We start from the raw sequence: 23022 nt of genomic DNA on the forward strand, positions 1-23022 counted from the left end.
ACAACCCGAGAACCGCAGGACTGCACAGCCACCGAGGCTGTATTACGCCCGCAGAAATATACGTTATCTGGTATAATACATACCAGATTTCTTATCTAAAAGCGTCAGCCGACCGACAGACAAATATGCGTTTTCTGGTAGTTACTCGGGGACGCGACCGGCGGTGACGAAGAAGGGGACGACCTCGCGGCGGTGGTACTCGTCGGCTTGCATCTGGTCGATCACGTCCCGACCCATCGCGCGCCAGGCCGTCCGGAGGTCGTCGACCTCCTCGGGTGTGGCGTCGCCGGCGAGCATCGTCTCGCGGTCGGCCTCCAGTCCCTCGCCGCTGGCCTTCCGACGAGCCGCCTCGACGGCGTGTTCGGAGTAGGGTGGCTCGATCCGGCGTTCGTGATCGTACCGGGTCGTGGTCACGTCGGTCAGGCCGGCCGACTCGAAGACACTGGCCGCGTCCGCGCCGAGCGTGGCATCGGTCGGGACGCCCTGGAGGTACATCTCACGCGCGCGTCGCGCGAGACTGGCTTCGGGGTCGGCCGAGGAGGTCACCGACACCGCGGCGTTGTTCGGTTCGATGGCCGCGACCAGGTCCGTCGAGACGCGAGCGAACTCCGCGACCGCCGCGGCCGGGTCCGGGAGGTTCACCAGCAATGCCTGACAGACCACCAGATCGAAGCTGTCGTCGGCCACCGGCAAGGAGAGTGCGTCGCCCTGCAGTCGGGGCGGGTCGACACTTTCGAGCAGGCCGCGGTCGGCGTCGAGACCAACCACCTCGGCGGGACTCTCCGCACGGAGGACACGCGTGAGTTCGCCCGTCCCACAGCCCACGTCGAGGATCCGCTCCCGGGCCGAGAGGTCGAGGTCGGCGAGCGCCTCCCGGGAGTCGGCCCACATCCCCGCCCGCGTCGTCTCCAGATACTCGGCGCTGAACTCGCGCACGGGCTGACTTCGCCCGACCGCATCAAAAACCGACTGATTCCGCGAGATGAGTCGACGAGTTTGGATACCCTCGTGTGAATTTACTCGCTGTCCCGCAGTTCGTGGACGCGGTCGATGTTCCAGGCGAAGCCTCGACCGTCCTCGGTCGGCGTTTCCAGCACCAGGGGCACGTCCCGGATGGCTTCGTGGTTGACGAAGGCAGCCATTCCGTCGTCACCGATCAGTCCCTCGCCGACGTGGGCGTGTTCGTCCTTGTTCGTGCCACAGTCGTGTTTGGAGTCGTTGAGGTGGACGCAGGCAAGGTCTTCCAGGCCGACCACGTCGTCGAACTCCGCGAGCGTGTCGTCGACCCCCTCGGGCGTCGAGAGATCGTACCCCGCCGCGAACGCGTGGGCGGTGTCCAGACAGAACTCGATGTCCTGGTCGGTCCGCTCCCGGACGGTCGCCAGGTGCTCGAACTGCCCGCCGAGTTTCGTCCCGCTGCCCGCGTCACTCTCGATCAACACTGTGACGCCGTCGGGTACGTCGAGTTCGTCCAGCGCGCTCGCGGCGTTGTCGAGGCCCTGGTCGACACCGGCCCCGGTGTGGGCACCGAGGTGGACGTTGACGTAGTCGATGTCGAGCTCTGCGGCGGCGTCGACTTCCCGTTGCATCGAGTCGATCGACTTCGCCCGGAGGTCGTCTTTGGGTGTACAGAGGTTGACCAGGTACGAGGAGTGGATCACCCACGGACCCACGTCTTCGGTCTCGGAGCGGTCCCGGAACTGGTTGGCGTTGTCGGCATCGATATTGGGATCCTGCCAGACCTGCGGCGAGTGCGAGAAGATCTGTCCGCAGTTGCCACCGTAGTCGAGTTGTTCCTCGACGGCGTTGTCGACGCCGCCCGCGATAGAGGTGTGTGCACCGACTCTGAGCATACCGGGACTGGGTGTGTCTGCATCAAAGCGGCTTCGATGCGCGACGGCGAACACACGAGGTGATGTCGTGCGCGCGAAGAGAACGTTTCAATCTGTGATAATTTGGCCAAAGCGTTTATTGGTAATCTCTCGAACTACGGGGGTATGAGGGAGCATTCCGGTGTGCTGGGGTACAGCTACGACGTGGTCAGAATTCTGGTGTTGCTCGCGGTCTACGTCGTCGTGCTGTCCGTCGGGACACTCGCAACCACCGTTGTCCGGCAACTGCACCGGATTCGAGCGGCCGGTGGGCGACTCGTCGGGCGCTCGCAGTCGCGACCGAAGACGTCGTCTCGCCCCTGATCACATCGGCTCGTTTTCGACCAGTCGTCCGCCAGTGAGCAGGTGTACGGTCGTTTTCACACCCGGGAATCCGTCGTAGGCCCAGACCGAGAACGGGACGAGCAGAAACAGTAGCTCCGGGCCGAGAAGAATCGACACAAGTTCGACCGGAGAGTTCCACGGGAGCAACTGGAGAGTGGCGAGGAGTACTTCGAAGTGATCCCAGAAACTATCCTTCGGGTACGTCGGTGCGGGAAAAAGCGGCCAGAGCAGATACGGTGCTCGTTCTGGGACAGTCCCGGTCAGCAGCGCACCCAGTGCGTCCATCGGTAGATGGCTGATGACACCCACGCCGAACGCGGCACCGAGAGGCCCGCGGTCGTACCGCCGAGCGACCAGATAGGCCGCGACACAGAACGGCACCATCGTCAGGAACGAGTGCCCGATGCCGCGCCCGTCAAGGATACCGAACCACCAGTTGAGCGGCTTGTCGAGGAGATCGGGGAACTGCGTAGCGAAGGCGAGGACAAGCGTGGGGCCACCGGCTGGCGACCGCTGTGACCAGAGGTGTAGGCCTGCCGAATAAATAAGATAGCCAATGACGAGGTGCCCCCAGGGCATCATAGCTGTTTGTTCGAATAACACCTCTGACTAACCTAAATACCTCGGGACAATAGTAGACACACCAGCTTCAGAGCGAGAAGTGTACGACCGTGGGCATATGTCTGGGGTGTGGCCCACGTTGTGGAGCGAACGAATAAGAGGGGCTATCGCCTATCTTTCAATACCCGACGGCCATGCATGACTATCAGGCATACGGGCTCACGGTCAGATCACCGTTCCGGCTCCCAGAGTTACGAGAACTGGACCAGACCGTCACTGAGCCCGATGTCGCGATCTGTTCGGAAACCCTTGAACCGGCCCAAGCCGAGACGAGTCCTGCCAAATCGGAGCGCTGGATAGACGCCGAACCCGGTCGCTGTCGTTTTACATACGAGGAGGTTGGGACATTTCTCATCATCGGCGGCGAGCGTGTGCTTGTAGATCCGGTATCACCGGATATCACCTCGACGCTCGTGTTCCGGCGACTGCTGGAAGGGCAGGCACTCGGCGTGCTCTGTCACCAGCGAGGGGATCTAGTCCTTCACGGCAGCGCAGTCGACTTCGGCGGCAATGCTGTTGTCTTCCTCGGGAACTCGGGTGCCGGAAAGTCGACCACTGCCGCAGCCTGTTACGACGCTGGGTACCCGCTACTCGACGACGATGTCGTCGTAATCCGTTTCTCAGATGGGGCACCGAAGGTCGTTGCTGGCGTCCCGCAATTGAAGCTCGAACCCGAGACGGCGGTGGCACTCGGAATCGAAGCGGTCACCGGAACTGAGGTGGATAGCTTCAGCGGGAAGGCGTTTCATCGAACGCAAAGCGCCGGTGGCTGCGGCGCAGTTCCCCTTTCACGGTGTTATATCCTATCCGATGGCGATACGGTCGCCGTCGAACCAGTACCGGCTCGCCAGCGGCTCGTCGAACTTGTCTTGTCCACGTACACGGCGGGACTGCTTTCCGACACGGACGCCGCGACCAGAAACTTCGAGGCCTGCTCAAGCGTCGTCAAACACGTCTCGGTCACGAGACTCATTCGCCCACGGCGTCTCGACATCTTACCGACACTTGTTCGTTGTGTCGTTAGTGATCTAGACACCGACTCAGAATGAGCCACCACCCAGTATTTGCAGACACCAGTCGGTGTCTTCGCCATTTCCTTCCTTGAGATCGCCCCACGTCTCGGTGACCGACTCGATAGATCCGTATTCGGTGAGGTGCGGTTTCTCGTACTTACCGCCGCCCTCTTTCTCCGTCATATCTATTTTTTCGTTCCGTAGCCACGTAAAGATTTGTCTGCCAACAATTCTACCGGCTCACTCCGGACAGTCGTTCGAACGGATCGACATCAAGAGTGATACTCGCCGGACTTTGTGGACGATCTTCGAAGACGGATATCGTGACCAAGACAGGCCGAGTCCGTCGACTCCGGTTACTGAGTACCAGCAGTGTTCTCAAGCCAGGCCGAAAGCGAAAGTGCACGCCAGAGAACACGTGCAGAATGGATGTCTCTTTCCGCCTGAAAACGGTCGTGAGTCTCTCGTAGTGACTCAGGGTTGAGGTACGGCTCAACCATGCTCGGGTCTTCGACGAGTTCCAAGAGTTGATCGTCCGCTATCGCGAGTGCACCGATGAACGCTGCGTTCATCGTCGTCTTCCAGGACCGCCACTGGATTTCTTCCGGCAGTAGGTCGTCGAGAGCACGGCGGAGAATCATCCGCGTCCACCCGTCGGTGAGTTGCTGTGTTGGTGGGATGGCGAGACTGAACTCTACCAATCGTTTGTCGAGAAACGGGTACCGAGGTTCGATGCCGAACACCGCGTGAGTGATATCGTTGGCCTCAAGAAAGTCGACGAGGGACCCTGCAGTGACCGATTCATACTGCCACTCTCGTGCGGTACGTGCGATAGCGGACCGTGGATCGGTTAGTCGGTGGTGGCGTGACGCAAGGTCGATACGGTTAGCAAACCCTTGGTCGAGTGTCGGATTTGCCCTCATTTCGACCGACGGCTTCCGCCGGATCCAGCGATACAGTCGCTCTACCGGATCGGGAATCAGCCCTGGAAGGACCTGTCGGAGAAAGAGACTTCGCGGTTGTCGGTCGAAAACGTCGCCCATCGCACGAAGTTCTTTCACCAGCTGGATCCACCGACCGGTCCGAATCAAATGGGGGAGCAACACGAGTCCATAGCCGACGACGCTGTCGCCGTGAGTTCCTTCCAGTACGACCCCGACTTCGTCGTCGCTGGCGCGTCGCGCAATCTCCCATTTCATGAAGTGCATCGTGTTGTGGACTGGTGCATCGTAGTAGTCCATGGCCTGGTCGAACCCGGATAAGGCGCTTAGGTCGTCAGCGAAGACGTACTGGGAGTTGATTCCAGATCTATCGACCAAAGTCTCGATGTACTCCCGTTCGTCGCTCTCCGGCGCGTCCTCGAACACGCCGGAATACGTTTTCAGGGGCTCGTCCGGCCACAGTTGTTCGTGCGCGACGGCCGTAACGGACGAAGAGTCCAACCCCCCGCTAAGCGTCGTCGCAGCAGGCTCGTCCGTCCGGAGCCGACAGTGGACGGCTTGCTCGAACAGGTCACGGAACCGACGTGCATAGTCCTCGTTGGAATCGAGCGTCACTGCTCGGCTCGGGTCAAGGTCCCAGTACCGCCAGCGTCGGCTGTTCCCCGCACTGACTATCATCGCGTGCGCGGGCGGAAGTCGCCTGATGGACTCGTAGAATGTGTTCTCCTCGTCTTCGAACAGGTTTGTTAGGAAATCGCCGACTTTCCTTTCGTTTAGCGACGGTTGGATGGACGGATGCGTCAGGATCGCCTTTGGCTCCGAAGCGACGGCGAACAGCCCGTCGGTGGCGTGGTAATAGAGCGGTTTGACGCCGAAATGATCTCGAGCACAGAACAGTCGGTTCTCGTGAGCGTCCCAGATGACGAAGGCATACGCTCCAACCAGGTGATCGACACACTGTTGCCCCCACTCACGATACGCCGCCAACAGCAGGTAGCTGTCGGATACCGATTCGTCGTCGCCGGGGGGATCGAGTCGCTGGCACAACTCGGCGCGGTTGTCGAGACGAACGTCGGCCGATACGACGAGTTCGTCTAGACGTTGCGGCTGGTCGTCGGTCTGTGCGGCTGGGACCGACTGGAGATGCTGGTAACCCATCCCGACTGCGTCGTTGATCCACATATCATCTCCGTCTGGCCCGCGGTGATCGAGCGACGTCAGGGCCGTTTCGAGACGCGCTGGCTCGATTTTGTCCCGCCCCCGCTGAAAAATCGCGACGAGTCCGCTCATATCAGCTCGTGTTCGGCTCGTTTCGATGCCCCGATGTGAAGTGCGGGTCTCACTGAGATACCTCTGTTATCAAGTAAAAATGAGTACAAGAATAAAAGTCCCGAGGCAGAAACGAGACGTTCGGGAGCACTCCCGAAAAGAAGCAGACGTTCTGGCGCTCACTGGCTCGCGACGCCACCGTATCCCTGCTGTCCGTACCCCTGTTTTCCGAGTGCTCGTCCGGGGAAAGACGTGGGCTGTGAGGTAGTGCCACTGGTGGGCGTATTGGTTTCCGGTGTCGTCGTTTCGGGCGTCGCTGTCTCAGTCACTGCCGGAGTCGTGCTACCACCGGTTGACCCACTGCCACCACTACCGGATCCGCCTCCACTGAATCCACCACCGTTTGCTCTATCGACAGTCGACTCTCCGTCGGTCGTCTCGACGGGTGTGATCGTGGGAGGCTCGGTCGTATCGACCATGTCCGGTGTGATGATCGTTTCCGTACCGGTCGGTGCGATGGTCGTATCAGTCGCCGTCGTTTCAGTGGTCCGAACAGTGTCAGCAGCGTCCGTGCCCGATCGCCTGTCAGCCGGGTTCGGTGTCGAGGGTGGGCTTGCTGTCGTCTTCGTAGTCGTTGTCATGGACGACCTGCCATCGGTATCAGTTGCCGAACCAGCTCCAACTGGTTGTCCTCCGTATCCAAACCGTGTTTCGCTCGATCTGCGTTCTGACTCCGGTTCCACACGCTGTCTGTCGGTGTCCAGGAACGGTCCGATCACCAGCGAACCAAAGACGAGAGAGCCAAACTTGAGAACCGTGCGACGGGCCGGCCACGCTGACTCTGACGGGGTGTCCGTTTCAGCCGGTGAATCCCAGTTCTCGAACGGTATCCCACCGTTCAATTCGTCGGCCGTTATTTCGTCCGATCGCTCTTGCTGAGTGGCACCATCGTCGTCCAGTTCCGCAACCGTGTCCCACTCCTCGAACGGCAACTCCGAATCATCCCCGTCGTCAAACAGTTCAGGATCACCCATAGGTCGCTAGAACACGTTCCATGCAGCCGGACATTCTGTAGACCGATAACCAAAGACCTGTCGTCACATTCACACTCTCGTGCCCTTTCTTTTCGCTGGAGTTAATTAAGAATTATTATCTGAGAGATCGTGGGCAAAAAAGATATCTCGAACACTGAGACCATGTTGTCGAAATAACTGCAAACGCGTTCAGGAAGATAGACAGGCGAACCATTAATTACAGCTTGGTTGAAAATGTCGGATTAGCAAATTATGGTCGGGAACTGAAGAAGGCATGGGGCACGTGTAATCGCTTTCTTCACACGTTTCTGGAAGAACCTGACTAGGGTTGCTCATGGAGGTCAGCGGACGAAAAGCGTGGGTTCGGAACACGATTCGAAGGTAGTTGACGACGAGGACAGCGTCAGGAAACAGTCCAGGCTCAGTGATCTGGAGAGCGAAAACGAGCGGCTCCAATCACGACTGGAGACGAGAGTGACCTACCGGCGCGCCGCGGCGTTACTGCTCGCCTTCGCCGCTGTGGCGGTCGGAGCGGTACAGGTGTTCCCGAGCGAGCGGGACGTGTTGTTCGCGCTCGCGGGAACGGGAACGTTCGGCGCAGTCCTCTTGCTCACGCTCACGGCCGAGCAGCTGTTGCCTGCCAGAGCGGTCAGGTCGGTGTGTGAGACGACGAGTCGAAACCGCGCCGCTATCGCGCACGCGCTCGGTGCGGACGGACCCATCAGGTACGTTCCGACCGAGACCGGAGTCGCACGCCTGTACGTGGCCGCCACAGAACGCGACAGCATCCCACCGGCGGAGACACTCACCTCGACCGTCGTCGACGAGGATGGGTACTACGGAATCGCACTCGAACCGACAGGGCGGGATCTGCTGACCGAGGTCCGTCAACAGTCCGGTGACCTGCCGGAGGATGTCGATTCGGCCTTGCCGATGCTGTTCGAGGCCGCCACCGATCTCTTCGAGTTCGCCGAGACGGTCAAGACGATCAATTACAGTGAGCCAGCCGAGTCCGGGCGGACGGAAGTCACGATCAAAGTCGTCGATAACACCGTCGGGACACCCACCGGCATCGACCATCCGATCAGGTCGCTTGTCGGCGTCGGCCTGACGACAGTCGTCGACGGACCGGTCGAGACGCGCGCGACGACCGACGACGACGGTGAACCACTGCTCATCTTCGGCTGGGGTGGGGACCAAGAACGTACAGACCACGACTCGACATCGGACACCGAGACGGGTCCCTGGTAACGGGAACGACGCCAGTCGGCTTCCGTCGGCAATTTCTGCCTGTTCGAAACTATCAATATTCGTTCTGTCTTACTGTCGGTCGACAGGATGGCGAGATCGCGACATCGTTAACGGGTTCGTCGTCGGGAGTGGGGTGCTCGACGACGTGGCCCGACTCGAAGCCGAACCGGGGAGTCGTCGTAGGGTGGTGATGTGTGTCGGTCAGCGAACCGGGAGTGGCGCGAACACGCTCCGCCATGATCGACACATGAGCAAACAGAACGACGGACACGACCGAGGGGTAGAACTGCTGAAAGACGAGCGCCGACCGCTGGGTGAGCGCGTTCAGCGACTCGTCGATACGCTCGACGGCACGAATCGTGACGGACGCGACGCGATCGTTGAGTACGGGACACAGATACACGAGGGTGGGTCGTCTCCGGAAGCCGACCGTCGACTCGAAGCGCTGGTCAGGCTCGCTCGGCGTCACGGGATCGACGTGCGGAAAGCTGACTTCCAGTCGGACACCTCGAAAACGGGGGACGACACGCTGCCTGCCACGGCCGCGACGAGCGACATCGTCGTCGAACCACTCGACGCCCAGAACGGCTGTATCGCCATCGGCGAGCGCTACCAGTTCGAGGTGACACTGCGCAACCGGAGTGGCTACCCCGACGAACGGCCGGTGGGACTCCGCGTCGACGGCGACCGCGTCCACGAGACCGAGGTCGTGCTCGGCGGCGGCAGTACGGAAACACTCGCGTACACGGTGTCGTTCGACGCACCCGGCGAGTACTACGTCGAAGTCGGTGGCCGCGAGGCAGTCGAGATCGAGGTCCTCGAACCGGCGAGCGGACCACGGAACGGAACCGATCTCGAAGAGCTTGAAACAGACGGATCGGTGCCAGTCACCGTCCACGTAACGGAACGATTCGACCGGCCCAGCGCGACCGATGCCGTCAGTCCAGTAGCCGAGCAGGGCGCGGGCACTGCCTGGGATCCGACCGACGAGCGACTCGACCCGGTCGACGCTGACCGGTGTGAGTTCCTGTTCGATTCCGACAGTGATACAGACACGCTCGACACCGGCGGTGCGGGGATCGTCGTCGTCGACGAGCAGCCACTCGCTATCGTCCGACTCGGGTCCGAACCGGTCGGCAACCTTACCGACGAGAGCCGGCGATCCCTCGAGAGCTATGTCCGGCCGTTCCTCACCGGGTTAGAGTTCGAGACGGAGATCGTCGAGGTTCCCACCAGCGTCACCGGCCCGGCTCCGCCAGTACCCGCAGAGTCGAAATCCTACGACGGGGACGCGGCCACGGATCCGATCACCGTCGCGGTGTCTGAGTGTCGGGAGGCGCTGGCCGACGCCGGTCCGAATCCCGGGTTGGGAACCGACCGCGAGTCTTTCGTCGTGACGCGGCTCGACCCCGAGGCAGTTTCGACGGACGGGTTCGTCGGTCGGATCAGGCGGCAAGCAGCCGGCGGCCTCCTCCCCTGGACAGCCCCGACCGAGGAGCGGACGGCGGTACTGCGTGAACTCGGCGAACGCGTCGAGACGATCGAGCAGGTCCTCCGTCCGCTCGATCTGTCCATCCAGCCGGTCGAGTCACAGCGAACCGCCCGGGGAGTACTCGCTCGCGTGGGCATTCGTGCCGACTGAGGAGCGGCCTACCAATCGCCGTCGATCGCTCGCTCGTACGTTCGTTCCGCCTGTGTCGCGACCGACGACCAGTCGTATCGGTCGGCACGTTCCTGCGGGTCGGTATCGGGCCGCTCGCCGCCGAGCGCACGGTCGAGGGCCGCCGCGACTGCCCCGGTATTCGGTTCGGCGAGGAAGCCGGCATCGCCGATCACTTCGTCGGCCGCCGAGTGCGGATGTGTGGCCCCAATGACGGTACAGCCGGCCGCCATCGCCTCGGCGAAGGTGATGCCGAACCCCTCGCGGGTCGACGGCGACGCGAAGATGTCGGCCACACGCATATGGCCGAGTACGTCCTCGTACTCGTCGAGGAACCCCAGGAAGTCGATGCGGTCACTGGCGTCGAGGCCCTCGGCCCGACGGCGGAGTGCGTCCGCCTCCGGACCGTCACCCACGATACCGAGCGTCGCGTCGTGTCGGGTCGCCACGCTATCGAACGCGTCGAGCAGGACGTCGACGTTCTTGTGTTCGATCAGCCGGCCGGCAAATAGCACGTCGTAGCCCTCGGCCGGGTCGTTCGGGAGCGGTGCCGAGCGGACCTGTTCGGTGTCGAGGCCGTTGGGGACGACGCGGATGCGGTCCCGGTCCGGGCCGATGCCCGCCAGCCGGTCGGCCGTGACACCCGAGACGGCGACGGGGAGCTGTGGGACGCGAGCCGTCGCGTACTCGGCGAGTTTGCCGCCGAAGGCGAGCGGGCCGAGATACTCCTCCCAGTAGTCGCGCCACACTTCGTGCCAGGTCGTCACGACCGGAACGTCCAGCCCCAGCGTCGCCAACTTCGTCGACAGTACCGGGAAGTACGGAAACACCGACGCGACCACGAGGTCGTGCTCACGCGCCGGGAGCAGTGATCGCAACGAGGGGAGCGCCCGAGCGGCGAAGTCGATTGCCTCGGGAATCGACCGCCGCTCGCCCGCGTAGAGGTCGGCCTCGGGAGCGACCGCCTGTAACGTCATTCCCGCAGACTCGATAACGCGTGGCCCGTCCCAGTAGTGGCGTCCGTACACCGTCACGTCGTGCCCGTCGGCTGCGAGTCGTCGCCCGATTTCGTGGATACGCTTCTGGGCCCCACCTTTGACATACGGGTAGACGACGTTCGAGACGAACGCGATATTCACTGTTCGTGTCTTCCTGCTCACATCCATTGGCTATTTCGGTCGACGGTGGCGCGAAACTTTGTGGTGAATGAGAAACATTATACTCGGCCGACACGGAATCGATCGTAATGGCCTCGCCGCGGAACGTCGTTCTCGTCACGCTCGACGCCCTACGGGCCGATCACCTCTCGTCGTACGGGTACGAGCGAGACACGTCTCCGTTTCTCGATACACTCGCCGAAGACGGCGTCCGGTTCTCGCGAGCGTTCAGTGCGAGTTCACACACCCGCGAGGCAGTCCCGGCGATCCTGACCGGACGCTATCCCGACGAGGCTGTCGACGGAAAGTTCCACCGGGACGCGAACACCGTCGCCGAATCGTTACAACGGTCGGAGTTCGCCACCGCCGGCTTCCACTCGAACCCATTCGTGTCCCGTGCCTACGGCTTCAACCAGGGGTTCGACGAGTTCGACGACGACCTCCACCTCGGGAAGAACAAACTGCTGGCGCTGGCCCAGCGCGCCCTCGACAAGCTCCGGAACCGCCACTACGCGCGCGCGTCAGAGATTAACGACCGGTCGCTGGCCTGGCTCGATTCGGTGGACGAGCCGTTCTTCCTCTGGAACCACTACATGGACCCCCACGGGCCCTACGAGCCACCGGCCGAGTACCAGCGGGAGTTTCACGGGGAAGTCGTCTCCGACTCCGCGGCACAGTCGCTGTACCAGCGAGCCATCGACGCTCCCGACAGCATCACCGACGAGGAACGACAGCGGCTGATCGACCTCTACGACGCCGAGATTCGATACACCGACGACCAGCTCCGGGCGTTTTTCGACGAACTCGACCAGCGGGAGTTGCTCGACGATACGCTCGTCATCGTCACGGCCGACCACGGTGACGCGTTCGACGAACACGGCTACTACGAGCACCCGCGGTACCTCCACGACGAACTGGTCCACGTCCCGCTCGTGCTGTCCGGTCCCGGTCTCGACTCGGCGACCGTCGACGCGTCCACCAGCACGCTCGACGTGGCCCGGACCGTCCTCGGCGCGGCGGGCGTGTCCAGCGAGGGCCTTCCGGGCTCGGATCTTCGGACAATCGCCGACACACCGGCGGCGTACGAGGACCGGGTGGTGTTCTCGCAGGCCCGCGGCCAGGACGAGGACGCACACGTCCGTCGGTTCAGCGCTCGCGGGCGCTCGGCGACGTGGTTCGGCGAGTACGACACGACGGCCGGCGACCTCTCGCTTTCGGGGCCCGGCGAGGAAGACGACGTGGCCGAGGCATTGCGGGATCACATTCGCGAGCGAATCGAGGTCGGCGGTGGGATCGGGACGACCGACGAAGACGACGCCGTCGGCGACGAGATTGAGGACCGACTGTCGGCGCTGGGGTACAAATAGGGTTTCAGTATCAATGGGAGACATATCACTTTCGGACGCGCTGATCGAACGTATCGAGGATCGAGCAGCACACACCGAGTTCGAGACGGCCGACGAGTACGCGGAGTTCGTCCTCGAATCGGTGCTCGAACGACTCGACGACGACGGTGGGCGGGAGTCCGAAGAAGCGTCCCCCCGGGACGACGTACAGGATCGGCTCCAATCACTGGGGTATCTCGACGAATGACGGCGACCGACTCGCCGAACCGGAATCTCGTTTTCGTCACGGTCGACAGTCTGCGTGCGGACCACTGTGGGTTCGTGAATCCCGACTCGGACCTGACGCCAGCGATCGATTCGCTGGCGAGCGATGGCCTGTCGTTCACACAGGCGGTTTCGGCCGGGCCTCGAACACCTTCCTCGGTTCCCGTCATGTTCACCGGGGAGTTCATGGCCGACGACCAGTCGTGGTCGATGGCGGACTGGCGCGGGCGACAGCAACGTATCGGTCGCCATATGGCCCGGTTTCGGCACCTGAGTGAACGGCTCCAACAGGAGGGATACGAAACGGCCGCCTTCACAGCCAATCCATGGACGACCCGAGAAAGTAACTTCCACACGGGGTTCGACGAGTTCGTCGAGATCAGTGCCGATAGCGACGACATCGACTCGTCGAAGCTGTCCGATTCGACGCTGTTCAAACTTGCCGACACGGGGTTCGAGGCGATGCCCGTCGATCCATTCGACTGGAGCGGCAAGAAAGAGTGGTTCTCGCAGTGGACGGGCTACTTCGAGTCGATCACCGACCAGCTGTCGGAGCTCTCGGAGCCGTTTTTCCTGTGGGTGTTCATCCTCGATACACACCAGCCATACATAACGCCGCGACGGTTTCGCGAGGAAGCGTCGGCGTGGCAGATGTACTACTCGATCCTCCGGTACTGGCGTGGCGAAATCGCCGACGAGGAGATCCCCGACCACGCGCGGGAGATGACCGCCAAGGCCTATCGTGACGCCGTCCGGTCGGTGGACGCGTTCGTCGACGCACTCCACGAGAACGTCGCACCGTACGATCCGGTGACCGTGTTCTGCTCGGACCATGGCGAGGCCATCGGCGAACACGGGAACTTCGGCCATCCTCAGGCACTCTACGACGAGAACCTCCGAGTTCCGACGTTCGTCCACAACGCCGACTCGACGGGCGAGATTACGGATCAGTTCTCGCTCCGCTCGATGCCAGATTTGCTGGTCGACCTCGCGGAGCCGTCAACGTTCGATCCCCAGTCGCACACGCAACCGTTCGCGGTGTCGAAGATCGAGAACAACCGGAAACTCGCCGTCAGAACGCGTGAGTGGAAACTGATCAGCGACGGCGAGACGAAACGGCTGTACGATCTGCGAAACGACCCCGAGGAGTCGACGGACGTGTCCAGGGACCACCGACAGGTTACCGAAGCACTGTCCGAGGTTCTGACACGGCACGAACAAACACAGGCTGAAAAGGAAGCTATCGGAACCGCGACGGCCGCGGTCGTCAGCGAGGAGTCGACCGTATGACCGACTCGCTGCATATCTGTTTCATCACGAAGATGTACCCGCCCCGGACCGGTGGGGGCGCGACGTACGCCTACGAACTCGCCAACGCACTCGGCGAGCGGGGTCACAACGTCGACGTGTATACGCAGGCCGTTCCCGACGGCGACGACCCGCCGCCGACGGACTCGAACGTGACGGTGACGCGGATCACGAAGGCCCGCCCGCTGGTCGTGATCTCGACAGCGTATTTTAGTATCGCCTGCCGTCGGCGGATCGACTTCGACCAGTACGACGTGATCCACGGCACGCTGATGCCAGCTTCAACTTGTGCGTTCGGACCGCGGTTCGTCGAATCGCTGGACGCGCCACTGGTGTTGACGAGCCACGGAACATCCTACGACGAGGCTCGGTCGGTCGACCCACAGAGCCCGCCCGACTATCTCTTCAGGTACGTCTTTCACCCGATCAACGTGGTACTCGACGCAGTGAGCGGCCGGTTCGCCGACCGGATCGTCGCAGTCAGCGACCACACGCGCGAGCAGTTGCGCGACCTGTACCGGTTCGACGAATCGAAACTCGTCACCGTCCCGCCTGGCATCGACACCGACCGGTTCGGGCAGACGACGGGTGACCACCCCTCGGTGAGCAACGACCAAACGTCGATACTCGTACTCAGCCGTCTCGATCCTCGCAAGGGAATCGACAAGGCGATTCGAGCGTTCGCGCGACTCGACGACACCGACGCCGAGCTGTTGATCGCCGGGACCGGTCGGCTGGAGTCCTCGCTGAAGGACCTGGCCGAGGAGTTGGGTGTTCGGGAGGACGTTCAATTCCTGGGGTTCGTCCCGGACGAGGAGTTGCCGGAGCTGTACGCCTCGGCCGACCTGTTCGTCCTTCCCTCGGAGTACGAGGGCTTCGGGATCGTCTTCCTGGAAGCGATGGCCTGTGGAACCCCGGTCGTCGGCACGGAGGTTGGGGGCGTTCCGACCGCCGTCGACGCCGGCGAGACGGGGTATCTGGTCGAGCGCGACGACGTAGCCGCGCTCGCCGATCGGATGGCTGACCTGCTGCTGGAACCAGCCACGTACGACGCGATGGCACAGTCGAGTGTGGAGTGGGCTGACGCTCACGACTGGCATGAGATCGCTGGACGCGTCGAAGCGGTGTACGAAGGAGCAATCCATGGGTAACATGATTCGAATTCGTCAGTCTAGAATTTTTCAGTCGAACTGCCACCCTGTCTCAATCGACGTGTACCAGTGTGAGGTAATGGATTAATGAAGAAAACTTACCCATCGGTCGTCGATTTCGTCAATGACCTGTCCTCGGAAGTGAATTCGATCGCTATCTGTGGAACGTCCTACAGCGATACTGGGGGTGTCGCTCGGGTAATCGAACAACAAGCTCTCGCGCTCTCGGAACAGGAATATGATGTCGACATTTACACGCTCACCGCCACCACAGAGTCGCCACCTAGCACCGAATTACACGAAATTGGGCGGTTCGAAACGACGCCTTACAAAGAGCTTGATAAACTTCTCACTCCCGTCACACCAGATGGCTGGAGATTTTTCTCTGATCTTGGCGGAACAGATCTCGTCATCGCACATCGATTCCCGTTTTCCGTATTGAGCTACGTAGCATCGACCGTTCACGATACGGAATACGTATTTTGGTCCCATCCGTCGCAATCGTCGGACGAACTCTTTGACGGTGTAGCGAAGGTGTGGGCGAAACTTCAACATCACTTCGAAACACAGAACTTCGCGATCAAACGGGCGGACCACATCTGTGCTGTGAGTGAAAAGTCACGCTCGTACATCGAATCCAAGACTGGACGAAATGCTATTTTTGTTCCAAATGCTGTCCCGGAATCGCGGTTCACTGACGTTGAATCGGTGAATGTGATTGAAGACAGGTACGACATTGACCCGACGGACACTGTAGTCCTCCACGTTGGACGGATTTCACCTCGAAAAAACATCGAAGAACTGGTGGACTCATTTGAGGCAGTCACCGACATCCGGGACAACTGCAAACTAGTTCTGGTGGGAAAAGAGAACATGGACGATTACTCAGAGTCCGTACGTGAGCGAGCTGGCAATGATGTGATATTCACAGGCTTTGTCGACGATAAAACACTAGCAGGCCTCTACGAGCGTAGCGATGTGTACGCAACGTGTTCGCTCTCCGAAGGGTGGGGCTTGCCTCTTTCGGAGGCGAGTCGCTTTGGGACACAGATAGTCGCTTACGACTCTATTCCGGCAACAAGTTCGATTGAGGATACACTGCTCGCCGAAGATGGAGATCTTGCTGAATTCGAGTCACAGCTCAGAGATGCAGTCGGGAGTAAGTCGAAATGAACGAGTATAGCTAAATCATGCTCTTCCGATACTCTTTCTCAGCCTGATCCGATTAACTTCGATATCTTGGTTCGGAAATCCCAATGGCTCATATATTCGCACCCTGGAAGAGATAGAAGTAGAGAGTGTTACTTCCCACAACGCTATATGTGCTCGTACATGTTTGTTTTATAACTCGATATTCGAACGACGATGAACACTGATACTCCCACCGACAGACGTTTGCAATTGCCCACCGAGGCCCGTGTTCTCTCGTGGTGTGGCCAAAACTTTCTCTTGGACGACCAAGACGGAGTATCATTTTCAGTACCGACAGACAATGTCGACTGGCAGTCGGCGTGTGAATTAGCTGGGCGTCACCGAATGGAATTTCTGCTGTTCAAACTGTTTCGTGACAATCCTGATTTAGACTACCCAGAGGTTCTCTACCAGAACCTCGAATCACAGTCTAATCGGGTGAAGCGACGCAACCTAGCAATGTCCGCGGAACTCGTGCGGCTGGTAGAGAAGCTTGAGTCAAATGGGGTTTGTGTACTCGCATATAAAGGGCCAGTAGTTGCGAGCAGGGCATATGGCGATATTTCGTATCGCCGGTTTGTCGATCTCGATTTGCTGGTCGACCCATCAGATCACCAGTCTGCGCTTGAAGTCCTTCGAGAAGAAGGGTACGAACAGAAGATTGTGAAGGAACAGCTTTTCGAGAGTATACTTCAACGACCCGATGAATCGATATTGTTGGATTTGCATACCCGAATCATTCCGCGATACTTCCCGTTTCAGTTTAATTTCCAAGCGTTGCACAACCGGCAGACAGAGGTAGATATTGGGGGCCAGTCTGTGCCAACACTCTCGACACCGGATGCTGTCCTCGCGCACGCGATCCATGGTTCGAAGCATCGCTGGTTTCGGGTCGAGTGGATTCTCGCAGTTGCCATCTTGATCCATCAGACCACAGATACAGATGCGCTTTTCGACCGCGCAGAACGCATGGGCTGTGAACGGATGGTATTACTGGCAATCGTATTGTCCAGGGAACTGTTCGATGCGTCGTTTCGACCTTCGATCGAGCGTCGTCTCAACGAGCCCTCCCAATCGATTCGCGTTGTTGAGGATGTTGCCGATACGATTCTCGACTGGGTTTTTACCGCTGAATGGGCCAGTAACAAACACGACAAGCGGACGCACATCGCGGACTTTCGGCTCCGATCGAAACTCCATCCGAATCTGGCAATGAAAACGCGGTTCTGGATAAGTGTCCTCACAGATCCTCGGGAAGACGACTTTGAATTCGTTGATCTCCCCGCGGGGTTATCGCCGCTTTACCGGGTCGTCCGCCCAATCAGGCTATTATACGAGTACAGGGGCCGGTTAGCCGACAAGATCAGTTGAATTATAGTGATGATAAGTAGGGGAGTTTTGAGCTGATTTCACAAACGTTACCAGCCGTTATGATTATCTAATCTGTGTAAGAGCGTGTCATAGAACTCTTCACACACTATAGTCAGTCTGTTTACTGTTATAATAGGTTATTAGCTTAAAAGAACGTGCACTCGGTGCACGAAGTTTAAAATCAGTTAGAGAGTGCCCTTTCGTTTCCGAATAATGATTTCTCGCACCCGTTCAACGTGGTCCGTCTCGGATTGAACGAACGCTGTGAGGATGGCTTCAACGATCTCGGAGCGACTGGCTCCGAGATCGTCACACTCAGCGACCAATTCATCCACTTCTCGCACAATTCCCTCGTCAACAGCGACGCCGAACTTCTCTTTCGCCATAGCTAAAACAACCTGAGAACAGCGTGCACCAAGTGTACGGCGGTTTCAACTTGTCTAAGCTGGCTCAGCGAACCATGTGAACTCTTCTATGACACGCTCTGTGTAAAGCTATCATTCAACGCTAGCGGAAACTACCTCAAATAGCACGGGTAGATCTCGGTGCCTGAAACTACGTCCGGTCGTTGTAATGAATTCGATCATCCCCCGTCGTATAGATAGTACTCGCTGTGTCGTACGGGTAGAGGGGGTCGTATGTGTAGTATGTGAAGCCACGGAATCCGTTGGTATTTGTATCCGTCACTGTGTCAGTCTCTGACAAGTAAATATACTTTTGTGCGGCTTCACCTGGCGCTTCCAATTGTGTGAATCCAACATTTGCCCGTCGTTGACCCTCATACAACTGCTGGTTGAATTTTCCAAGCTTCGATTTGTGGATAGTTGCGTCGTTCGGGAAATGGCCTAGAATAAAATTCGAGGTGAAAATGCTGTTCTTCTGAGATGAGACGCGGTAATAACTAAACTGCTCAAGCCTCGTTCCTGATTCCACGATCCGCTGTCCATCTATTTCCGGTTGTGGAGAGACATCGTGAGTCACCACTGCTGGGATGAATCCAGATGTAACAATCAGCAATCCGAATAGCGCGGCGAGTGCTGGCTTTGCCCCCACGTACGGGAGACGAGTCGAGTACAAGAGGATAATGGGAAACGGCGCAAGGATCATCATAACGAGGCCGAACGTCCGTCCAGCACTCAGGATTTGCGGGCCAAACGAAAGCGGAAATGAAAGGTAGATTCCGGCCGCAAGGTGGATATAGTTCGAATCTTTTAGGATTCGATCAGATAATCCTGGGTAAACCTTTTTTCGTAGCCACGTTCTGAGGCGTTCCCAGTACGGAATTCCGTCTTCAAGATACCGGAGGTAAACAAAGCCCATTCCCAGGGTACTCATGACCCCAACTAACAGATGGCCGTACAGCATCACCCGATAGGAAAGTGACGGCATCCCAAATGCGAGCGAGCGTGTGGCAGTGCTCGAACTCGTGAGAAATACCTGCCCAGTAGTCTGTCCGATAATAACACTGGCCACAAATCCGAGGGTTCCACTTGTCAGGTAAAGGTACCACACGAGAGTAAGCGCAACGTAGAGAACGATCCGTTCAGAGGGCAACTGAGATGGCCACTTGTTCCCCAAGAGAAACGACGATGCCACGTTCAGAATGTAGGCGAAGATGAGACCAAATAGGACCAGTGGGCCGACCCCGTAATGTGAACTGATCACTGACCAGAAAAACACGACCGCGAGCACCGATCGATGGAGTTGGTCTATCTCATCATCAAGCAGCACAAGCAACAGGAACGCCGCAAAGAATATCGCGGCCCCAGTCCGGGTATTTCGACCGAGAAGCTGGTATGTCCGAGGCAAGAAGATATATAACGTTGCGCTCAGGATGGCGATGTCTTTCGAGAAATACCGAGCTGTGAGTTTGTAGGTTACTAGTGGGACGAGTGCGAAGAGAATAGGATGGACAAGTTTGAACTCCCAGAGTAGATTCATGTCCATAACCAGGGCATATACCGGGTGAAGGACCCCAATCCTCGGCATCCCTGCTTTGCCACCACCAGGGATCCAGTATCCATTCGCGATCACTCGCTTTCCAATCTCGTACTCTATCAATCCGTCACCACGCCCTAGATACGTCATGATGACCGTATTCTGCAGGATGAGTGTGAGTGAGATCGCTGCGATGGCGGCTGCGTAGTACCTCTTGTCGCTGTCGAACGTGTAGACGACGACCGGAACCAGTCCGACGAGGAGAATAGTAAGAAGCGTCACTTCGTTGCGTCCTATTCGATTGATGAGAAGGGCCCCTGCGATCCCCAACACTGGAATCATAGCAAGGATTGTAAGCGGACGGAAGTCAGCGTCGCCGATGAGGAGATCAACCGGCTGGGTAGACACGCCGTCGCCAGCGTACCAGGTGAGTGTAGTTAGGAGACTATACACACCGACGTACAACAGGGGTGTCGTCGGCTGACCGAACGGTTCGGGCCCGGCCTCTAGTTGCAGGTACAGAAAGTTTGCAGCCCATCCGAGAAGCATCGACAATGAAACACTGAGTCCGACAGCATACAGGAAATCGACCGGCCTAAACTCATCGCGCAGGTATTCAACGACCAGATATCCAGGCACGAACGATAGGAGGACGAACCCAAAGACGGCCCGCACGACGGAGAGTTCGGCTACGTTAACCGGTACTAAGCAAATAGTGTATACGAACAACACGAACGCCGACAACTGAACCGACGGTGGCGTCGACGAGGCCCCGAGTCGGCGGGCAAACCGGACCGTCGGGAACGTAGTACTCATCCAGTGTCGACCTACCTCAATTACAACGATTGGTACACTTATTCATTCCGTCTGATTTCCTGGTAGTTCCATATTCGCTAAGTCCATGCAAAAGTGGATGCTTCAAGCCAGCCGTCAGCGTATCTGAACTACAATTAGTGAAACTGGACACTAAAACCGTGGAGATCTCAGATAGCCATGGTTCCGACCGCACGTCATTCGGAGTCAATTACTGATATTAAATTATATTAACAATCGGTAAGCAGTTGTAGGTGAATATGTTCCCAGGGGAAGGCACAATATTTAGATACACCTATTCAAAATGAGACAAAGCGAACAAAAACACACTATTGTTTACTGAGATATAACATGGGGATATCATCCACAATAAAAAAGATGGGTTTGCGTGGTATCGTCAAGTCACAATATCATTCCATCAGACATACAAATAAACCCTCCTCCCTACTATTCAGTTCAAAGGTCATTACTGAGATTGATCCAGAATCGTCATTTTTTATCAACGAACGTTTAACAGTCGGATTGTATAACACCGGTGCTTCACATCCCCGGGCGGGAAAGTCCGTTTTTACAACTACACCCGGGAGTACGGTCACGCACTCTGGCGAAGAGTCCGCTACTATTGGGCCATGCTCAGTTGTTCATGTCGAGGGAGATCTCTCGATGGGTGACTGTCGATTAAATTCGAACGTCAGAATTCTGTGTGCCGACGAAATTACGATCGGAGATGGAGTAAGCATTGCCTGGAACGTGCAACTATTGCATAGTAATCGACACGAACTCTGGGTCAATGGAGAGAAACGCAAACGATCATCCCCCATCGTGGTTGGAGATAATGTATGGATCGGTCACGATACGACTATTACGAAAGGCGTCGAGATCGGTGACGGAGCAATCGTCGCCAGCAACAGTGTGGTCCTCAATGACGTTCCCGAGAACACCATTGTCGGTGGTTGTCCTGCGGAAATACTGGAAGGCAGTGGTATAGCTTGGAGCCGCTGAGAATCAGAATTATCAAACGATGTGCATACTAATTATATTCTATTATATTTACACTATAATTTGGTGAAAATATTCTTTATAGTACAAAGACCACCGATTTTACAATACTCATCTAAAAAATAGACTGTCTATAAGATGTTAAAATCCATATATCTAGCAAACCAAACAATTTTGCCTCGAAGGCACTGTCTAGTTCAGCACCTCCTCGGCAGGAGTGCGGCCATCTAATGCCTGATTCGGCCGATGGCGGTTGTAGTAGTGTCTGAACCGCCGCAGCCATCGTTTCGCGCTTGCCTGACTGCCCCGCCAAAACGAGTGGAAGCGGTCGATTCGCATGGTCACGGTCTGGAACCACTTTTCGATGTGGTTCCGGTCAGTATAGTTGAGCTGACCGCTCAATTCCTGACGAGCGAGGGCAGTCAGGTACCCGCCAGCATCGACGAGAAACTCCGTCTCGGAGACGTTGTGTTTCTCGGTGAGACGGTGGAGAAACGCCGCCGCGGGGTCGGTCCCGCGGCGGCTGTACACGTCCACCTCTAGCAGGAGTTTCGAGTCCGTGTCGATCGCGGCATAGAGCCACTTCTTTTCGCCGTCTACCTCGATTTGTTTCTCGTCGACCGCGACCCGCGACGGCTCCGCCGTCGGCGGGTCGCTCTGGGTCTCAGCTAACTTCTCCTTCCAGTTCCAGACCGCCTGATAGCAGCGATCGACACCCAGCCAGGCTAAGACACCTTCGACTTCACGCACTGACAGCCCCATCGAGTGAAGTCGAACCGCGAAACAGCGCACGGGTGTCGGCGTGCGCTCGTTCTCCCAAACGTCTTCATCGTCTACCTCTAAGTTCTCTCTGAGCAGGTCTTTGAGTGTCATAGGCACCACTCACTACGACCTGCTCACTTCTCAAACTCCCTCAACTAGACAGTGCGGCCTCGAACTGTTGGTTTCAGACTCCAAAGGTACGGACTGGCCGCTTTGAATGCAAGTGGAAAGGGTGCGGACACGCTGTCAGAGAATAATATCGTGAATTTTGCGGGTATTACAACTGGTAGTGTTCAGATTAGCTGATTCCATGCGAAGGCGAATGATTGGAGCCAGTCGTCAGCTGTGTCTCGCTGGGCGTTGCTGAAACAGTTTGAGAACGAAGAAGTACGGCGTTTTACCTCACGGAAGACACGTTCGACACTGTTCCGATTTCCGTGGCGTTCGTATCTGAAATCGAGGCCGTGTCGTTGGCAGGCGTCTTTCAGCGGTGCTGCACCATCGATGAGAAACACCGCATCGTCAACGTCGTGTTTCTCGCGGAGTTCGGCAAAGAATGCGCGAGCAATAACGTTCGTTCTCGTCGGTTCAAGCTTTGTATGGAGTAATTCGTTCGTGTCGGGGTCGACCGCAGCGTACAGCCAATATTGCTCGTTGTTGAGTCGGATCACGGTCTCGTCAACCGCAACGTGATCCGGACTGCATCCAGTTTCGGGC

The 23022-nt window shown here is 58.1% G+C and carries 21 protein-coding genes; 11 read left to right on the forward strand and 10 right to left on the reverse strand.

Annotated elements, in window-relative coordinates:
- Window positions 1-141: 141 nt before the first annotated feature.
- Together BMX17_RS17880 and BMX17_RS17885 are read right to left on the reverse strand one after the other, a co-directional pair.
- A complete protein-coding gene (locus tag BMX17_RS17880; protein WP_092662609.1) occupies window positions 142-936 on the reverse strand; it encodes a class I SAM-dependent methyltransferase in 795 nt (264 codons plus the stop codon).
- A gap of 80 nt (window positions 937-1016) precedes the next feature.
- Window positions 1017-1853 (reverse strand): deoxyribonuclease IV, encoded by an 837-nt coding sequence (locus BMX17_RS17885; protein WP_092662611.1) that lies wholly within the window; start codon window positions 1851-1853, stop codon window positions 1017-1019.
- A 144-nt stretch (window positions 1854-1997) separates the two neighbouring features.
- Here BMX17_RS17885 and BMX17_RS17890 point away from each other — a divergent pair, with 144 nt between their 5' ends.
- Window positions 1998-2195: a hypothetical protein gene (locus BMX17_RS17890; protein ID WP_092662613.1), complete on the forward strand. Its 198-nt coding sequence runs from the start codon at window positions 1998-2000 to the stop codon at window positions 2193-2195.
- Here the strand turns inward: BMX17_RS17890 and BMX17_RS17895 are convergent, their stop codons facing one another.
- Entirely contained in the window at window positions 2196-2819 is a 624-nt protein-coding gene (locus tag BMX17_RS17895; RefSeq protein WP_211611386.1) for a metal-dependent hydrolase, read from the reverse strand.
- 152 nt (window positions 2820-2971) lie between these two features.
- Between BMX17_RS17895 and BMX17_RS17900 the strand changes: the two genes are divergently transcribed.
- Complete coding sequence (locus BMX17_RS17900) at window positions 2972-3886, forward strand: phosphoenolpyruvate carboxykinase (ATP) (RefSeq protein ID WP_092662617.1); 915 nt, start codon at window positions 2972-2974, stop codon at window positions 3884-3886.
- Here the strand turns inward: BMX17_RS17900 and BMX17_RS26320 are convergent.
- The 3 genes from BMX17_RS26320 to BMX17_RS25300 form a co-directional block, all read right to left on the reverse strand.
- A complete protein-coding gene (locus BMX17_RS26320; protein ID WP_170845465.1) occupies window positions 3878-4033 on the reverse strand; it encodes a hypothetical protein in 156 nt (51 codons plus the stop codon). The two genes, BMX17_RS17900 and BMX17_RS26320, sit on opposite strands and share 9 nt — an antisense overlap.
- Window positions 4034-4206: 173 nt before the next feature.
- The gene (asnB, locus tag BMX17_RS17905) at window positions 4207-6081 is read right to left on the reverse strand and encodes an asparagine synthase (glutamine-hydrolyzing) (RefSeq protein WP_092662619.1); all 1875 of its coding nucleotides are present in this window, start codon (window positions 6079-6081) and stop codon (window positions 4207-4209) included.
- Window positions 6082-6239: 158 nt separating this feature from the next.
- Window positions 6240-7094: a hypothetical protein gene (locus BMX17_RS25300; RefSeq protein WP_139203572.1), complete on the reverse strand. Its 855-nt coding sequence runs from the start codon at window positions 7092-7094 to the stop codon at window positions 6240-6242.
- A gap of 357 nt (window positions 7095-7451) precedes the next feature.
- On the opposite strand from BMX17_RS25300, the gene BMX17_RS17910 reads away from it, so the two are divergent.
- Both BMX17_RS17910 and BMX17_RS17915 read left to right on the forward strand, forming a co-directional pair.
- Window positions 7452-8345 (forward strand): DUF7982 domain-containing protein, encoded by an 894-nt coding sequence (locus tag BMX17_RS17910; RefSeq protein ID WP_092662621.1) that lies wholly within the window; start codon window positions 7452-7454, stop codon window positions 8343-8345.
- 247 nt (window positions 8346-8592) lie between these two features.
- Entirely contained in the window at window positions 8593-9987 is a 1395-nt protein-coding gene (locus tag BMX17_RS17915) for a hypothetical protein (protein WP_139203573.1), read from the forward strand.
- 8 nt (window positions 9988-9995) lie between these two features.
- Here BMX17_RS17915 and BMX17_RS17920 read toward each other — a convergent pair whose 3' ends face one another.
- Window positions 9996-11144 carry a glycosyltransferase family 4 protein gene (locus tag BMX17_RS17920; protein ID WP_092662658.1) on the reverse strand — a complete coding sequence of 383 codons (1149 nt, stop codon included), beginning with the start codon at window positions 11142-11144 and terminating at the stop codon, window positions 9996-9998.
- 107 nt (window positions 11145-11251) lie between these two features.
- Between BMX17_RS17920 and BMX17_RS17925 the strand changes: the two genes are divergently transcribed.
- From BMX17_RS17925 to BMX17_RS17950, 6 genes are all read left to right on the forward strand, one after another.
- Window positions 11252-12529 carry a sulfatase gene (locus BMX17_RS17925; RefSeq protein ID WP_092662626.1) on the forward strand — a complete coding sequence of 426 codons (1278 nt, stop codon included), beginning with the start codon at window positions 11252-11254 and terminating at the stop codon, window positions 12527-12529.
- A 13-nt stretch (window positions 12530-12542) separates the two neighbouring features.
- Complete coding sequence (locus BMX17_RS17930; protein ID WP_092662628.1) at window positions 12543-12755, forward strand: hypothetical protein; 213 nt, start codon at window positions 12543-12545, stop codon at window positions 12753-12755.
- Window positions 12752-14062, forward strand: a complete 1311-nt coding sequence (locus BMX17_RS17935) for a sulfatase-like hydrolase/transferase (RefSeq protein WP_092662630.1) — start codon at window positions 12752-12754, stop codon at window positions 14060-14062. Before BMX17_RS17930 ends, BMX17_RS17935 begins: the two co-directional genes overlap by 4 nt.
- Window positions 14059-15231, forward strand: a complete 1173-nt coding sequence (locus BMX17_RS17940) for a glycosyltransferase family 4 protein (protein ID WP_244515048.1) — start codon at window positions 14059-14061, stop codon at window positions 15229-15231. Before BMX17_RS17935 ends, BMX17_RS17940 begins: the two co-directional genes overlap by 4 nt.
- Before the next feature lie 87 nt (window positions 15232-15318).
- Window positions 15319-16404: a glycosyltransferase family 4 protein gene (locus tag BMX17_RS17945; RefSeq protein WP_092662633.1), complete on the forward strand. Its 1086-nt coding sequence runs from the start codon at window positions 15319-15321 to the stop codon at window positions 16402-16404.
- Window positions 16405-16596: 192 nt separating this feature from the next.
- Window positions 16597-17793, forward strand: coding sequence for a nucleotidyltransferase domain-containing protein (locus BMX17_RS17950; protein WP_092662635.1), 1197 nt, complete (start codon window positions 16597-16599; stop codon window positions 17791-17793).
- A gap of 555 nt (window positions 17794-18348) precedes the next feature.
- Here BMX17_RS17950 and BMX17_RS17960 read toward each other — a convergent pair.
- Window positions 18349-20547: a DUF2206 domain-containing protein gene (locus BMX17_RS17960; RefSeq protein ID WP_092662639.1), complete on the reverse strand. Its 2199-nt coding sequence runs from the start codon at window positions 20545-20547 to the stop codon at window positions 18349-18351.
- Between the two features lie 660 nt (window positions 20548-21207).
- On the opposite strand from BMX17_RS17960, the gene BMX17_RS17965 reads away from it, so the two are divergent.
- Complete coding sequence (locus BMX17_RS17965; protein WP_092662641.1) at window positions 21208-21546, forward strand: acyltransferase; 339 nt, start codon at window positions 21208-21210, stop codon at window positions 21544-21546.
- Between the two features lie 189 nt (window positions 21547-21735).
- On the opposite strand, the gene BMX17_RS17970 is transcribed toward BMX17_RS17965, so the two are convergent.
- Entirely contained in the window at window positions 21736-22416 is a 681-nt protein-coding gene (locus tag BMX17_RS17970) for an IS6 family transposase (RefSeq protein ID WP_092662643.1), read from the reverse strand.
- 182 nt (window positions 22417-22598) lie between these two features.
- Window positions 22599-23022, reverse strand: a 424-nt coding sequence (locus BMX17_RS17975) for an IS6 family transposase (RefSeq protein WP_092662662.1), incomplete at its 5' end; no start/stop codon positions are given.

Origin of the sequence: Halorientalis persicus, from assembly GCF_900110215.1 — an archaeon.
Classification (GTDB): Archaea; Halobacteriota; Halobacteria; order Halobacteriales; family Haloarculaceae; genus Halorientalis; species Halorientalis persica.